A 15,718-nucleotide genomic window follows, 5' to 3' on the forward strand; every position below is an offset into this window, starting at 1 on the left:
ATTACTTCAACGCGTAGAGATAAGCGGCGATGTCCCGCGCCTGTTGCTCGGTGATCCTCGTCGACGGCATGGCCGTGTGCCGATTGACTTCCCTCGCCGAGCGTATCCAGCGGACCATGTTCTCCGGATTGTTTGCCAGCAGGCCACCGATAAAGACCCTGTCGGCAAGGCCACCGTCCAGGCGGGGTCCGACCTGGCCTTGCGCACCCGGCACGCCGGGTATCGTATGGCAGCCGGAGCAGCCATTCGCCGTCATGATTGGAATGGCGCGAGCGCCTACGCCCCCGGTCGCTGCATCCGACTCGTGCCGGACGCGCTCGCGCCGGTCGGACCACAAAGTCGCGGCTGCGACAGCCGCGGTCAGCAGCAGGATTGCGGCAAGGGCGCCCCCGATCAGCCTAACCAGGTCGGAACGCATGTGTTGCCTCCCTGGTTGCGCTGCTGCTTATCCAGAGGCCGGCGAGCAGCAAGGCGGCGCCGCCATAGATCAAGCCGGCCGGAACCCACATTACCAATCCGGCGAGCTGCTGGTCCTCGATCGCGGTCAGTCCCCACAATGCCGCGCCGGCGCCATTCTCCGGATACCAGAGTTTGGGCGACATCAGCAGCAGGACACCGAGCAGGCCGGTATGAAGCGAGGTGAAGAAAAGATGCATGACGGAGTTGCCATAGGTCTGCTGCCGACCGGGGCGCGGTAGGAGCGCCCACCAGAACAGCAAGGCTGTGCCGAGGAAGCTCGCATGCTGGGCATAATGAAGAAAGCCCTGCTGGAGCGCTGCCTGGAACAACGCCGGAATGTGCCAGATCCAGATGGCGACGCCGTGAATGATCGTCGCGTTGAGGGGGCGGATCACCAGGGCCCAAACCGATTGCAGCGTCTTTGCGCGCGTGAGCTTGCCCGTTCCGCGGCGAAGTGCGGCCGGCAAGGACCAGAGCAGGACTGCGCCTGGGCAAGCGGCGACAAGGAGGGGCGCCGCCACCGCCATCAGCAGTTCATGCTCGATCATATGGGCGGCAAACACCCGCTCGCCGAGCGCATGGATGGGGCTGACCAGTGCTGCCGTCAGCACGCCCCAACCGGCGGCGAAAAACAACGCCTGCCGCATCCGCTCGGGACGGCCTCGGCTGCTGCGGCGCCACAACCGAGTCGCTCCGATGGTATAAAGGAAGGCAATCGCGGCCAGCGGAAACGTGATGGGAAATGCGAGCGTCCATCCGGCCTCGGGCGCGCCGGCGCCGTAGCAGATCGAGGTCGAGAAGAACGCGTCGAAGCTCATCGCAGGCACTCGTCGAGAATGAGAGCCGCGCTGCCTTGCATGATGATGACGAGGGCAAACAGCAATGCCGCAAGCATGCCGAGATCGGCGACGAACTGCTCGGTGCTGCGCGTGCGCTCAGGCTTGAAGGCGGCGCCGCCCTGCCGCTTCGCCCGCCATGACAAGGCACCGCCGAGCAGCGAAAGCACGGCGAGCACCAGTGCCACGGGAAGCACCACCGGCACCTGGCGGTTGCACTGCCATGGTACGAGTGCGTAGTTCAGCTGCGTCGAGATTGCCCAAGCCATCGGCCCCGACAGAAGACCACCCCAGGACGTTCCCATTTTCAACGCACGCATCAGCCTAGCCTCGGCATCCAGTAGATGAGCAGATAGATCGGGATCCAGGTCAGCACCACGAAATCCCAATAGAAGACATTATCGCCGACATCGCCGAAGCGCCGGCCGCTGTAGCCATGGCGTGTGAACATCAGCACCGTCAAAACGATGGTGTCGCCGACATCGGTGATCAGGTGTGTGGTGTGCAGCCCGAGCAGCACCCAGAGCATCGAGCCATAGGCGTTCGTGTCCCAGTAGATGTTCAGCGCAGGGAATTCGAACCAGCGCACGACAAGCGGGGCCAGACCGAGCAGCGACATCACCACCAGCCCGATCCGGACCGGTACGATCGCGCATTGCTTGGCATGGCCGTGGAGGATGTGATTCGGCACCACGCTGATAATGAACAGGATGGTGACGATCGTTCCGGGCCAATGGTTGGGGTGCGGGGCGCTTAGACGCCAGTTGGGCCACAAAGTGGCGAGATAGAGATAAGCGCCGGCGGCCAACGCAAAGCCCATGCCTTCCAGCGCCATGAAGCCGAGCGTTCCCCACCAAGTCGGGCTGCGCGGACCATGTCCAAAGGTTGGGAGGTCCGAAAGATCCAAGCTGGGACGCTCACTCATCCCTCATCCTCCGGGTCGTCCTTGGGCCAGAACCAGCCGATCAAGGTGATGGCGATCGGCGCGGCGCCCCAGACGATCGCCCAGGGCGTGAAGATCGAATAGACAAACGTACCGCCGACGGCGATTGCCGCCAGCAGCGGCCAGATCGACGGTGTCGCCGATTTCTCGCGAATGTCGGGGTGGGCTTCCGCCACGGTTGAGATCAATAGCTCACGGACATCGACGCGGAGTCCGGTCGCCACAGGCATCGCCTCCCGTTCGGCCCAGAGCGGCTCGACATGTGTGACAATCGGTATCCGCGCGAAATTATAGCTTGGCGGCGGCGAAGACGTCGCCCATTCGAGCGTACCGGCATCCCAGGGATTGTTTCCGGCCAGCGCGCCCTTCAACGCGCCGTGTACAAGATTGAAAGTGAACAGTACGAAGCTGAGGAAAAAGAGCACCGCGCCAGCGCTGATGAACAGGTTGATGTTGCCCCAGCCAAGCTCGGCCGGATAGGTGTAGACCCTTCGTGGCATGCCCCAGAGCCCGACGAGATGCATTGGAAAAAAAGCCGCGTTGAAGCCGATGAAAGCCAGCCAGAAATGCCAGCGCCCGAGACGCTCGCTCATCATGCGGCCGCTGATCTTGGGGAACCAGAAATAGGCCGCGCCCAGCAGCGGGAAGACCGAACCGCCGATCAGCACGTAATGGAAATGGGCGACGACGAAATAAGTGTCGTGCACCTGGAGGTCCAGCGGCACCGAAGCGAGCATGACGCCGGTGAGGCCGCCGATGACGAAGATGAAAAAGAAGCCGAACACGAACAGCAGCGGCGTGCGGATCACCGGCCTGCCGTCCCACAAGGTCGCCAGCCAGCAGAAGATCTGAACGCCATTGGGGATGGCGATCAGCATGCTCGACGCGGTGAAGAAGCTGGCGCCGAGCTTGGGTAGCCCCGTCGCGAACATGTGATGGACCCAGAGGCCGAACGAAAGGAAACCGACGGCGATCAGCGACAAGACCAGCCCGAGATGCCCGAACACGGGACGCCGGGCGAAGACCGGGATGATCGCGGAGACCATGCCCGTCGCCGGCAGGAAGATGATGTAGACCTCGGGATGGCCAAAGAACCAGAACAGATGCTGGAAGAGCAGTGCGTCGCCGCCCTCGGCGGGGTTGAAGATATGTGTGCCGACCAGCCGGTCGAGGATCAGGAAGGTCGAGGTGATCATCACCGCGGGCATGGCGAAGACGACGACGAAGGAGGTAACCAGCATTGCCCAGACGTAGAGCGGAATCCTGTCCAGCGACATGCCGGGGGCTCGCTGCTTGAACACGGTGACGATGGTTGCCACCGCGACCGCCAGCGAGGATACTTCTGTATAAGTGATCATCTGGGCCCAGACGTCGGCCCGCTTGCCCGGCGCGAATTCGGGGCCTGACAGCGGCACATAAGCAAACCAGCCGACGTCGGGCGCCATGTTGAGCGCGAAAGACACCCAGGCAAATATACCGCCCGAAACATAGATCCAGTAGCTGAACGCGTTCAGGCGGGGAAAGGCGATGTTGCGGCTGCCGACCATCAGCGGGACGAGATAGATGCCTGTCGCCTGCACGATGGGCACGGCGAACAGGAACATCATGGTCACACCATGCATCGTGAACAGCTGGTTGTAGAGGTCCGGGCCGATCAGACCGCGCTGCGGCCCTGAGAGCTGGATGCGCATGGCGACAGCGTTGAGCCCGCCCAGGCACAGAAACACGAAGGCGGTGATCAGATAGCGCCGTGCGACGACCTTGTGGTCGACGCTCGACAGCGCGCCGATGATGCCGGGGGGCGTGCGCCATGTCCGCGCCAGCCAGCGATCCAGGCTGGCATCGTCCATGCCGGTGTCGCGCGGTCCGTCATGCTCGGGTGCGACGTCGCCTGTGGCGGGCGTTTCGCGCGGCAGGTCGCGTTCGCTTGTGAGGTCCGCGCTGCTCATTTAAGCGCCTCGAGGTAGGCGACCATGGCGTTGAGTTCGTCGCCGCTGAGCTCCACCACCGGCATGTGGGATCCGGGCTTGATGCCCTGTGGGTCGGCTATCCAGGCGGCGAGATTGCCGCGGCTCATCGTCAATGTCCCGGCGGCAAGCGTCTGCCGGCTGGCTATATGGGTGAGGTCAGGGGCGACCGTTCCTCCGGCAGGCGTGCCGCCTATTCTGTGACACATCACGCAAGGGCGCTTCAGAAACAGATCCTGGCCGGCCTTGGCCTCGTCCCCCGTCGGAGTAGCTGCCGGCTGCAACTGGTCGTTCCACCAGGCGTCGAACTTCGCACGCGGCTCGGCGATGATGAAGGTGCCCATGTTTGCGTGCTGCGCCCCGCAGAACTCGGCGCATTGACCTCGGTAAACACCAGGCTTGTCTGCCTTGAGGTCGAGCACGTTCATGTGGCCGGGAATGAGGTCGAGCTTGCCCGAAAGGCTCGGAATCCAGAAGGAATGGATGACGTCGGTCGAGGTCAGAAGAAGCTTCACCGGCTCCCCGGCGGGGATATGGATCTCGTTCGCCGTGGTCAGGATCCGGCTTGGCGTGGCATCCTCATAGCGCACCTCCCACCACCATTGATGGCCGGTGACCCGAATGGTCAGTGCGGCATCCGAGCCGATCGCGGCGAGCGTCCTGTTGGCGAAGAAGCTCAGCAAGGTCAGTCCGATCAGGACAATGGCGGTCAACCCGACGGCGGTCATCACCGCGCGCAGCTTCCGGTCGTCGGCGCCGGCCTCGATCGCGAGCGGCTCCGCCTGCGCGCGCGACCGCATCATCAAGGGTACGACGAGGGCGATCATCACCAGCACCCACACCACGGCGCAGAGCGCGGTGAAGAACCAGATCAGCCATGCCAGTTCGCTCGCCGCGGGACCTTTCGGGTCGAGGGCGGATTGCCAGCCCGCGCATCCCTGGAGCAACAGAGCGCCGGTGGTGGCGAACGCCATCGAGACGAGACGTTTCACGGCGACTTCCCCAGCGTGGCCGCGTCGGGCATGCGGTTTTCCGACGGATGCGCCATCATGTCGTCATTGCGTTGCGGCGCGGCGGAAGACGGCGCGTTGCCGCTCAGCGAGCGCACGAAAGCCGCAAGCTCCCAGATCTGGTCGTCGGGAATCTTGTCGCGGAAGCTCGGCATGCCGTTTGGCCGACCGTCGCGGATCGTGGCATGGATGCTTTCGATCGAGCTGCCATAGAGCCACTTCTGGTCCATCAGGGCCGGCCCCATGCCGCCGCCGCCATTGGCGTGGCATCCCGAACAGTTGAACCAGCCGAAAAGCCGTTTCCCTTCGCTCATATGGAAGGCGTTGGCCTCGAAGCTCGCCGCCTTGTTATCGCTGGCGGGGGGGCGCTGTCCGCCGGGCTCCAGCGTGGTCACAGGCGTCGGCTGCTCGCCCGATCCGAGCGCCGATTGCGGGCGCGTGTCACGGTCCTCGCGCTGGCAGGCAGCGAGCGCCAGGACTGGAAACAGGAGCATGGCCACAACGGCTCTCATCGCACCGGGCTCCCCGAGGCATCGAGGCGCGGCACGCCGTACTGTGACAGCAAGGCATCTATCTCGACCTTGTGCCTGGAGAGGGCGCCATTGACATCGCCGCGCAGCGCATCGTCTTCGCGGCGGACGCCCATCGAGATGTCGTAGATCATCGGCAGTTGCGGTCCGTCGATGCGGGGCGCAACCGGCGTGATGCGGAGCGGCACCTTCTGCCTGGCGGCGAAGTAGCCGGCGAGGGGGCCCCAGACCACGGCAAGGTCGATCTCGCCACTCGCCACCGCTTCGACGATGCGCGCCGGCGGGTTGGGGGCGGAATAGTCGCCATAGACCGGATAGCCAACGAGGTGCCCGACGATACCGCGGCGGCCAAGCGCCTGGACCGGAGGCGAATTGGCGCCATCGTCGCCGATGAGCTGAACACCGATCCGCATGTCGCGCAGCCGCGGATCATTGAACGATGCTACGTCGGGGCCGTCCCTGCGGGTGACGAAGACATAGGACGATCGGTAGTAGGGCGTGGTGGTGCGCAGCATTTCGAGGTTGCTCGGCGTGCCCGGCACGAGATCGCACAGGCCCGCCTTCAGCGTATTGCGGATGAAGCCGCGACGCTGCGCCCACCAGGTATAGGTCAGCTTGGCGCCGAGATCGGACGCAACGATTTCTGCGATCCTGTTCTCGAAGCCCTGACCTGCCGCGTTGGAGAACGGCAGGTTGTTCGGATCGGCGCAGACCCTCAGCTCACGTGCGTCGGCTGTGGCCGTCAAGAACACGAAGGCAATCGCGGCCATGCCGATCGCCAGCCGTTGACACCCCTTTCGCGCCGGACCTACGGTCAAGTACAATCCATCAAGGCAGCCGGAACACATAAAGCGTGCCTCCCGAGGTTGTCGCGTTCTTCAGATCCTTCATGGCATTGACGAAACCGAGCGCGGCGGTGGCGTCACGCGGGTCAAGATCGCCCGATACAATGGCGCCGGCCCAGCCGCCGACGCCTGAGAGGATGGCGACATATTGGTGCCCGTCGGGACCGCGATAGGTGATGGGCTGGCCGATGATCCCGGACGAGGTCTTGAACTGCCAAAGCAGGTCTCCGGTCTTGGCGCTGACCGCCTTGAACCAGCCTTCCATCGTGCCATAGAAGACAACGTCGCCGGCGGTCACCACCGCGCCGCTCCACACCGGGAAATTCTCCTTGAGGCTCCAGGCGGGTTTCTCCGCGGCGATGTCCCAGGCGGTGAAGGCGCCGCGATTACCGCCGGGCCCTGGTATCATGCGGACGTTCATGCCCACATAGGGCGTGCCGGCAATGTAGTTCACCTCGACGCCTTCTTCATCCATGCACAGATTGTTGTGCGGGATGTAGAGCAGGCCGGTCTTCGGCGAGAACGCGGAAGGCTGCCAGTCCTTGAGGCCCGACGCCGTCGGACAGATATCGCGAACGACCTTGCCGGTGCCGGTCTTCTTGTCCGGGTTTACGATCAGCCGACCGGTTTTCAGATCCACACCTTTGCTGGAGTTGACCGGACCAAACGGTTTTGCCGACAGCACCTCGCCGGTTGTCCGGTCGAGGATGTAGAGATAGCCGTTGCGCTCCGGCCGGATCAGCACCTTGCGCGGCTTGCCCTGCCAGGACATGTCGAGCAGGATCTGCTCGTTGATGCCGTCATAATCGTGGAGGTCATGCGGGCTCCATTGATAAAACCATTTCGCCGCGCCGGTGTCGGGATCGCGCGCGAAAATGCCAGACGTCCACTTGTTGTCGCCCGGCCGCAAATCCGGATTCCATGGTCCGGGATTGCCGGTGCCGTGGAAGATCAGGTTCAGATCGGGATCATAGGAAATCCAGCCCCACATGTTGCCGCCGCCGATCTTCCAGGCTTCCGGCGGCCACGTCGTGACGCCAAGATCCTTGCCTTTGTCCATGTCGTAGTGCGGCTTGAAGTCCGATCCGATCAGCACGTCCTTGTCCGGCCCGGTGCTATAGGCGATCCAGACGACATGACCGTCGCCGGCGTCGAGCGCCTTTACCCAGCCGCGAACGCCCATCTCGCCGCCGGAATTGCCGACCAGCACTTTGCCCTTCACCACAAGCGGCGCCATGGTGATGGTCTCGCCGATGTTGATGTTGCCGACATGAGTGTTCCAGATCGGCTTGCCCGTGTTCGCATCAAGGGCAATCGTGTGGCCGTCCAGCGTATTGAAAAAAATGCGCCCGTCGGCGAATGCCACCCCGCGGTTGACGACGTCGCAGCAGGCCACTCCCTGTGCCGCCGGCTCGGGATTGGGTTCGTACTTCCACTTCATCGGGGCGCCGGGCTTGGAGAGATCGAGCGCATAGACGAAGTTGGGAAAGGGCGTCACGATATACATGGTGTTGCCGACGACCAGCGGCGCTGCTTCCTGGCCCTTGTTCACGCCTGTCGAGAACGTGAACGCGACCTGCAGGTTCTTGACGTTGCCTTCATTGATCTCGGAGAGTTCGCTGAAGCGCGTCGACGCGTAGTTCTTGGCCGGCATCGTCCATTGGCCGTCATCGGGTGGCGAGGCTGCGGCTGGCGGTACGATCGCTGGTGTTTTAGGAGGCTCGGACGCAGCGCCCAGAAGCAGCACGCAGGCGAGCAGCGTCACCAGAAGGATAGCGCCAAAGGAATTCCCGGCTGCCAATTTGCGGGTACGTCGTTCTACGTCAACGCGCGTTAATGCCAACTGCGGCATAGCTTTCATTTATTGATCGAGCCTCCCACGCCGGCGCCGAGTTCGGCCGCGATGTCGGCCTCCGTTCCGGCACAAAGCGGATGGCCCCAGCCCGAAGCGCTTTTGCCGCCGGGGTCCAGATCGTAGACAATGGCATCCTTGCGATTTGGATTGACGCCTGCCGGGACCTTGTCGAAGCCGAGCGCCGCGCGGATACGCCAGGCGACATTGTGATCGGCGCATGAGGAGTCGCCTGAAACGCCGAGGCCGCCGACAATGCTCTTGCCGTCGTAGAGGGCAAGCCCGCCGCCAAACACCACGACGCCTCCGATCGGCTTGCCGACGAGCGGGTCGCCGGCGCTTCCGAACGTTTTGGGATCGCCCGTATAGGCCGCGGCCTGGTTGACGGGATTGGTCTCCTGCAGGCCAAATAGCGGTCCGCCGGGCTGCACCCCCGCATAGAGATTGGCCGTCGAGAGGGCCATCTGAGCCAGGCTGAGACCGTTGGCCGTGTTGGCTTTCTCCGCTGCTATGAGCCGACTTCCCGGCCATTGCGAGTCGGGGGTGGGGCCGCTGAACGCAATCGCGCAGACAGTGCCGTCACGGGCAACGATGGCTGCCCATTCGTTGGTTTCAAAGCCGCCATTGGCTGGTCCGCCGCTTGCCTTCACGTTGGCTTTGAGGGCTGCAAGCAGCTTATCGTGATCGGCCGGACAGGGTTCCTGCGCCATGGCCTCGTGCCCGTGGAACAGGCCACCCATCAGCAACAGCAGGCCAAAAAGAGGTACGAAAAGCTGCGAGCGATACATTGTCCTGGCATTCGTTTACAAAACAAGGACCACCCAGGCAGACCGCAGAATGCGAGGATACGTCCAATGGGTCAGTGCCTAACTCGCGTAATGCTTCTATGTTCCTGCTTTGCATAAAATTCGTGCAGTTGGATTTGGGTGCAGGTGTTCAATCAAAGCATGGGACCTGGATACCCGTGGCCACAGGCCAAGCGGTGAGGCAACGCGGCTGATCCAGGAAAATGCGATCGGGACAGCGCAGACGTACCCGCCCTGACAAACGCTGTTGCATGTCACGGCGTTCGACGATGGATGATCTCTTCAATAAGTTTAGCGTCGGCTTCGTATTCCGCGGCGCGCGCAGCCATTTGACTGGCCAGGCTGTGTCTTTCCCGCGCGGCTTCGCGTTTTGCCGTACGTTTCGCCAACTCAGCCCGCTGCTGGTGCGCTCTTAGAAGGCTCCAAAGAGCCTGTTCCGCATCGTCAGCCTGGGCCTGCATCAAAACGTCTGCCCCGAACGCATGTCCGGTGTGGCAGCGGTAACGGGTAATCGGCCCGTCTTCGATCTCCCATAGGGGGCCATGACATTCGGGGCAGACAAATGTCGAGGGGGCGCCAAGCTGGCCTTCGGTCAATTCCATTGTGCTGTGCTCCTGAGCTGCAATCGCTGCCTCAAGGCGGATGCCGGACGGGATTTCTGGTGTCGGTCCTGCGATTTCGGAAGCAAGCCTGTGCAACAGGCCAGCCATTTCGGACAGAGGGACGCAATGGTCGATTTCCACATTCTGCAAGGCGCTCAGCGGCATGTCGGGTACTGCAGCGTCGCCGGGGTCCTGGACTACGCTGACGCCTCCGCACATCTTGATTGCGTGCAGGCCGGCGGTGCCGTCGGAGAGGCTGCCTGTGAGCACGACGCCGATCACGCTGCCGCCAAAGCTGCAGGCCGCCGATCGAAACAGGGGGTCGATGGCGGGGCGCGCCAGGTTCTCGCGCGGCCCGCGCCGCAGCAGCATATGATCGTGGTGTAACAGAAGGTGAGCTCCCGGCGGTGCAACGAAGATGTGCCCGTTTTTAACCTTCATGCCGTTGGAGGCATTTGCAACGGGCATGTTGGCAGCGCGACCGAGAATGTCGCCGAGGTAACTCGTGGGACCAACGTGCTGTACGACGAGGAGAGCCGCCGGGATGTCCGGCGAAAGATCGCGGACAAGTCTCTTCAGCGCGTCGACGCCGCCGGCCGATGCTCCGATTGTCACGATGCACCGGTTCTCGCAACCGTCGGGACGGACCTTATCCGGCTGGTCCGCACGCTCCGAATCTGGTCGTGGTGCGGCGGTGGCCATGGTTGCTTCACCCACATTCAGCACAGATGTCGATGCGAGCGCTCCGGCCAGTCCGTTGCTGGTCGGATGCCCTGCCTTCGTCGGTGTTAGCTTCCGGCCGCATCGCGGAACATAGATGCCCGCGTCGGCTCTGTGCTAACGCCTACGTGCGCGTTTGACGGCAGCCTCTGCCACGGCCGGGGCCTCCTGAATGCTTGCCGCGCCGCCGAAATCGGCGTTCTTGGTACGGCCAGCTCCCGGGCCTGCTCCTAGATCAGCGCCTGTTGTCGGATCGGAAGCCGGATCGGAAAGCGTACGGTCGGCCATCCTGGCCACCACCTTCATGTCTTTGGCCCCCAGCTTGACAGTTGCCAGGCCGTCTCCGCCGTCGACGGGCATCACCTCTTCAAGGTCATCGATCCGATCCCACTCTTCGCCGGAATTCCATGGGCCAGCGACATCGCCGTCGCCTTGAGAGGTGTTGACATACATGCTGGCGTACTTCTCTACGCCTGGGAGCTTGCCGGAAGGGAAATTGTTTTCGATCGCGTAGAGTGCTTTCTCAAACGACTTCTGGTGCGCGATCTCGCGGGTCATCAGGAAGCCGAGCGCGTCCTTGATTCCCGGGTCGTCGGTGATGTTGATGAGGCGTTCGTAAACGATCTTGGCGCGGGCTTCGGCGGCGATATTCGACCGCAAATCCACCGTAGGTTCACCGCGCGAGTCGACATAGGCCGCGGTCCAGGGAACGCCGGCTGAGTCGCACAGCGCGGGAGCGCCGCCGAACAGAATTGATTCCTTGGCTGTTGTGCCGCTGGCGCCGATCATCAGGTAAAGGTCGGCTTCCTTCATTTGGCCCTCGGCCAGCTGTGCCTTGAGCCCCTTGTTGAGCATGGTGACGATTGATCCCACCACTTCGAGATGGCTGAGTTCTTCGGTCGCAATATCGAGCAACATGTCGCGACGGCCAAGATCGTCCTCGCCAAGCCCTTGCGTGAAATAGCGCATGGCCGCTGCAAGCTCGCCATCGGCGCCGCCGAACTGTTCCATGATCATGCAGGCCAGGCGAGGATTCGGCTCCGAGACGCGAACGGTGTATTGCAGGCGCTTGTTGTGCATGAACATGGACATCTCTCCGGTTAGATCATCCGAACATCCCGGCAAGTTGATTGTTCCATCCGGCCATCGGCCAGCGAGCATTTTTACGGCAGCTTCAGTGTTGAGCATCTCAGGGAGCCAGAGGCGGCATTTATTTCTCCGACCGGTGACCGGCGGCAACGAGATTTCGATCGTGCTGCGCCATCACGGCAATGAGCAAGGCCGCGGATGGGCAAGAGGTAGACAAAATCTGGAGGGATACTGGCTCGGAAAAGTGAAGCCGGGCCATATTAATACGATGTCGGTGTCGACACCTTCGGCCCGTTTCGCTGCACACCTAGCGGCAAACGCCGGGTTCGGTCACACGGCGAGCGTCGCGGGCTGTTGCCCGTTCACTTTCGATCCAGCACCTTCCGGACTTTCTCTGCCAATTCGTCGATCGTGTAGGGCTTGGTCAAAAGTTCGGTTCCGAAATCGAGCGTGCCGTTGTGGACAATCGCATTTCGTGTGTAGCCGGTGGTGTAGAGCACTTTTAACGACGGGTGCATTGTCTTGACCTGATCCACCAGCTCCCGGCCCGACATCTCCGGCATCACCACGTCGGTGAACAGAAGCGACGGCACTTGCCCGCTTTCGACGGCCACCAGCGCGTCGCGTGGGCCTTGCATTTCCAGCACGGAGTAGCCCAGTTCCCGCAGCGCTTCCGCGGCCATCAGCCGGACGCGATCTTCATCCTCGACAACCATGATGATCTCGTCTGCACAGCCGGGGTGCTCGCCTGCCACGACGTCGATTTGGCTGTCGAGCACGCCGTGGTGCGAGCGCGGCAGATATATTTTCAAGGTGGTTCCGATGCCTTGCTCGGAATAGATCTTCACACTGCCGCCGGACTGGCGAACAAACCCATAGACTTGGCTGAGTCCCAGCCCGGTGCCTTTGCCGACCCCCTTGGTGGTGAAGAACGGATCGAAGGCTCTTGCGACAACATCAGCAGTCATGCCCGTTCCTGTATCGGTGACCGCTATCATCACATACTGGCCGGAGGGGATCGCGTTCTCCCTGGCATAGCGCTCGTCGACGTGGGCGTTTGATGTCTCGATCGTCAGCTTGCCGCCAGCAGGCATGGCATCCCTTGCGTTGACGCAAAGGTTGAGCAGCGCGCTTTCCAATTGCCCTGCGTCGGCCTCGACATGCCATAGCCCCGCGGCGAGCACGGTCTCGATCTGGATGGTCTCGCCAAGCGTCCGGTTCAGCAATTCGCTCATACCGGAGACGAGGCGATTTGGATTCAGCCGCTTCGGCGCCAGTGGTTGCTGGCGGGAAAAGGCGAGCAGTCGCCTGGTAAGTTCTGCGGCACGTTGTGCTCCATCGATCGCGCCGGTTACGAATTGGTGGACGTTGGTATCGCCGTTTCTGAGCTTGCGCTGCACAAGGTTCAGGCCGCCGATGATGACGGCCAGCATATTGTTGAAGTCGTGCGCGATGCCACCGGTGAGCTGTCCGACAGCTTCCATCTTCTGGGCTTGGCGCAGGTGCTCTTCTGCTCTGGCGCGTTCCGCAACTTCATCTTTGACACGTTGTTCGAGCGTGCCGTTGAGTGCCTGCAGCGCCTTGAACAGCCGGGAGTTGTCGATGGCCGTCGCGGCATGGCCGGCAAGCCCCAGCAAGGCCGCTTCTTGCTGTTCGGCGAACACGCCGGTCTCTGAATGACCAAGGAAGAGGCCGCCCAGGACCTCGCCCGAACGCGAGACGACCGGCACGGCGAGATAGGAACGCACCGGCAGATGGCCCTCCGGCATTCCCTTGCGGGGCCAGTTCTTTCCGTAACGCGGATCGGTGAGGATATCGTCGGAACGCACCACGCTTGTGCCGCGGAAAGTGGGCTCGAACACCGCGGTGTTGCGCGGCATGGGAAAGTTTTCGAAAGCAGAACGAGGTGCCCCCGAAAGGGCGTAGAGCACATAGCTGTCGCCCTTGTCGTCGATCACATTGTAGAAGAAAGCTCCAAATTGTGCGCCCGACAGCACGACGCCGGCATCGGTTACCGTCTGGACAATTCGCTCCACGTCAAGCTCGGCCGCCACGGCTGCCGCAGTAGCGTTCATCAACTGAAGCTGATGCTCCACCCGCTTTCGCGCGGTGACATCAACCACGGTGCCGATGAAGCGGATCGCACGGCCGGACTGGAAAAGTGCTTCCCCGGTTGCGGCAATCCAGCGCTCCTTGCCATCCCGAAGGCCGATCGTCCGGTATTCGATGTCGTAGCGGGAGGGGGTGCCCGGCGCGAGCGACTGGCGTACGGCCTCGTCGGCCCGTGCGCGATCTTCCGGGTGGAGGCCCGCCAGGAAGGCGCTTTCATATGTCACCTCCGCGTCCGGCGGCAAACCAAAAAGGGCTTTGCACCGGTCGTCCCAACGCAGCACTCCGCTGATGGGATCGTAATCCCAGGTGCCAATAGCGGCCGCGTCGGTGGCAAGCCTCAGCCGCTCCTCGCTCGCCCGTGCCGCCTGTTCCGAGCGAACGCGCTCGATGTGAGCCCAGGACCGCTCCGTCACCTCGGTCAGCAAGGACAATTCGCGTTGCGACCAGACGCGGCGCTGCTTGTCGTGGATGGCCATCAGGGCAGTCAGTCGGCCTTGTTTGACCAAAGGCATACAGATGGTTGCCGTTATCCCGATATCCTGAAAGGTCTTCGCTTCCTCGGGAGCGATTTCCTCAAGGTTGTTGTTGATGATAAGCGGCTTGTTGGCGCTGAGGTTGGTGACAGCCAGGCGACCGAAATCGGCAAGACTGTAATATCCCCTGATGCTGGGCGAGCCAGGTGCGCTCCAATCGCCGCGGATGGTGAAATGGTCTTGGTCCTGCTCCATGTCGGCATAGGCGCAAATCGAGACGCCAAGATGTTCGCCGAGGAGCCGAGTGGTGATCTGCATGACAGCATCGGCGTCGGCCGCGAGGGCTATCTCCCTGCCGAGGCGGTCGAGAAAAGCAAGGCGTTCGGCGTTCTCACGCAGGGCCAGTTCGGCGCGAAGGCGTTCTATCGCCGTACGCGTCCGGTCCGCGACTGCCGAAATGAGGGCTACTTCCTCCGTCGCCCAGCGTCTGGGCGCGGAGTGGTTCAGGTATAACAGCGCCACCAGCCCGCCATGCTCGGTAACGGGCATGTTGATGACGGATTGGGCGCTGATGGCTTTGAGTGCCTCCGCATGGCTGCTGGTTCGCGGATCTGTCTCGGCGTTTTCAAAGACAACGGTTTCGCCTCGCTTCAAATCCTCGATATACGAGCCGTAGTTCCTGAAATTCAGCGTCCCAGCCAGGCTTTTGATGCCTGGCGCGTTCCAGTCCCTGTCAATGGTGATCGTTTCTTTCTCTAGATCGATCGTGCCGTATCCGGCTCGGCTGATGCCAAAATGGTTCCCCAGCAGTTCCGCGGCTGCGTAGGCCAGTTCTGCGGGATCCGTAATCTCGCGAATACGATCGCCCAGCGCTGCCAAAAGCTCGAAGCGCTGCAGTTCAGATCGCGGATTGCTTGAAGTGGCCCCCATTTCGCCCCCGTTTTGCCCGGACTTAAATGCAGTCTGCGGCCAAGAGTTCCCCGCAGGACGGCAGTTTGTTTGGCGGGCCGGTCAGCCGAACACGCCGCACCGCGGTCATAGGTTAATGACAGCTTGGCGCGCTGTGGCGGATAAAGGGGAAACCAGCGGGCACTTGACGAGCTCCCGCTGGCTGGGTGCCCGAACCGCACTTCACTCGTTTGGAGACGTTTTGATGCTTGACCGACCCATTCTTACGAATACGGACGCTCTCTATCCAGACGACCTGAAAACGCTTCGGTCGGTTTTCGACGCGCTGTGTGAGGAATTTGAGATTTCGTCGGACACTACCGCGGCAGAATCCATCGCGAGAGAGCTGGTCAGACTTTTCCAGACCGGGATGACGGAAGCGGCCATGCTGATGATTGCCGTGCGCGCACGTTGGCAGGGTGATTGGAAACTGGGAGGCAGCAGCGCTGCCCAGGCTTAACGGTCCCAACTCCATGGGCCTACTTTCCAAGACGCTTGAGCCGGTTGTACAGCGTGTCTTGTCTGG

The 15,718-nt window shown here is 62.3% G+C and carries 14 protein-coding genes; 1 reads left to right on the plus strand and 13 read right to left on the minus strand.

Translation table 11 applies throughout. The annotated features are described in order from the left end of the window. Position 1: 1 nt before the first annotated feature. The 13 genes from NLY42_RS15905 to NLY42_RS15965 all read right to left on the minus strand — a co-directional run bounded on the left by NLY42_RS15905 (position 2) and on the right by NLY42_RS15965 (position 15,174). Positions 2-418: a c-type cytochrome gene (locus NLY42_RS15905; RefSeq protein WP_023668005.1), complete on the minus strand. Its 417-nt coding sequence runs from the start codon at positions 416-418 to the stop codon at positions 2-4. After that, on the minus strand, positions 399-1,277 hold the full coding sequence (locus NLY42_RS15910; protein ID WP_023668006.1) for a cytochrome c oxidase assembly protein: 879 nt from the start codon (positions 1,275-1,277) through the stop codon (positions 399-401). The genes NLY42_RS15905 and NLY42_RS15910 overlap by 20 nt, the downstream gene beginning before the upstream one ends. Further along, on the minus strand, positions 1,274-1,615 hold the full coding sequence (locus NLY42_RS15915) for a hypothetical protein (RefSeq protein WP_023681115.1): 342 nt from the start codon (positions 1,613-1,615) through the stop codon (positions 1,274-1,276). The genes NLY42_RS15910 and NLY42_RS15915 overlap by 4 nt, the downstream gene beginning before the upstream one ends. Then, positions 1,615-2,220, minus strand: a complete 606-nt coding sequence (locus NLY42_RS15920; RefSeq protein ID WP_023681116.1) for a cytochrome c oxidase subunit 3 — start codon at positions 2,218-2,220, stop codon at positions 1,615-1,617. Before NLY42_RS15920 ends, NLY42_RS15915 begins: the two co-directional genes overlap by 1 nt. Next, positions 2,217-4,187, minus strand: coding sequence for a cytochrome c oxidase subunit I (gene ctaD, locus NLY42_RS15925; RefSeq protein ID WP_023725519.1), 1,971 nt, complete (start codon positions 4,185-4,187; stop codon positions 2,217-2,219). Before ctaD ends, NLY42_RS15920 begins: the two co-directional genes overlap by 4 nt. Continuing rightward, the gene (coxB, locus tag NLY42_RS15930) at positions 4,184-5,197 is read right to left on the minus strand and encodes a cytochrome c oxidase subunit II (RefSeq protein WP_023754471.1); all 1,014 of its coding nucleotides are present in this window, start codon (positions 5,195-5,197) and stop codon (positions 4,184-4,186) included. The genes ctaD and coxB overlap by 4 nt, the downstream gene beginning before the upstream one ends. Next, positions 5,194-5,727 carry a c-type cytochrome gene (locus NLY42_RS15935; RefSeq protein WP_023756323.1) on the minus strand — a complete coding sequence of 178 codons (534 nt, stop codon included), beginning with the start codon at positions 5,725-5,727 and terminating at the stop codon, positions 5,194-5,196. The genes coxB and NLY42_RS15935 overlap by 4 nt, the downstream gene beginning before the upstream one ends. Then, entirely contained in the window at positions 5,724-6,593 is an 870-nt protein-coding gene (locus NLY42_RS15940; RefSeq protein WP_023754469.1) for a substrate-binding domain-containing protein, read from the minus strand. Before NLY42_RS15940 ends, NLY42_RS15935 begins: the two co-directional genes overlap by 4 nt. Next, positions 6,574-8,451 (minus strand): methanol/ethanol family PQQ-dependent dehydrogenase, encoded by a 1,878-nt coding sequence (locus NLY42_RS15945; RefSeq protein WP_023754468.1) that lies wholly within the window; start codon positions 8,449-8,451, stop codon positions 6,574-6,576. The genes NLY42_RS15940 and NLY42_RS15945 overlap by 20 nt, the downstream gene beginning before the upstream one ends. After that, positions 8,448-9,230: a heme-binding protein gene (locus NLY42_RS15950; protein WP_023712209.1), complete on the minus strand. Its 783-nt coding sequence runs from the start codon at positions 9,228-9,230 to the stop codon at positions 8,448-8,450. The genes NLY42_RS15945 and NLY42_RS15950 overlap by 4 nt, the downstream gene beginning before the upstream one ends. Before the next feature lie 272 nt (positions 9,231-9,502). Then, positions 9,503-10,552, minus strand: coding sequence for a chemotaxis protein CheB (locus tag NLY42_RS15955; RefSeq protein WP_023687813.1), 1,050 nt, complete (start codon positions 10,550-10,552; stop codon positions 9,503-9,505). A gap of 135 nt (positions 10,553-10,687) precedes the next feature. Further along, positions 10,688-11,656: a manganese catalase family protein gene (locus NLY42_RS15960; RefSeq protein WP_023681124.1), complete on the minus strand. Its 969-nt coding sequence runs from the start codon at positions 11,654-11,656 to the stop codon at positions 10,688-10,690. A 365-nt stretch (positions 11,657-12,021) separates the two neighbouring features. Further along, positions 12,022-15,174, minus strand: a complete 3,153-nt coding sequence (locus NLY42_RS15965) for a GAF domain-containing hybrid sensor histidine kinase/response regulator (RefSeq protein WP_023696348.1) — start codon at positions 15,172-15,174, stop codon at positions 12,022-12,024. Between the two features lie 223 nt (positions 15,175-15,397). Here NLY42_RS15965 and NLY42_RS15970 point away from each other — a divergent pair, with 223 nt between their 5' ends. Then, positions 15,398-15,652: a hypothetical protein gene (locus NLY42_RS15970; RefSeq protein WP_023696347.1), complete on the plus strand. Its 255-nt coding sequence runs from the start codon at positions 15,398-15,400 to the stop codon at positions 15,650-15,652. The last annotated feature ends 66 nt before the right edge of the window (positions 15,653-15,718 follow it).

Origin of the sequence: Mesorhizobium sp. C372A, assembly GCF_030323245.1 — a bacterium.
Classification (GTDB): domain Bacteria; phylum Pseudomonadota; class Alphaproteobacteria; order Rhizobiales; family Rhizobiaceae; genus Mesorhizobium.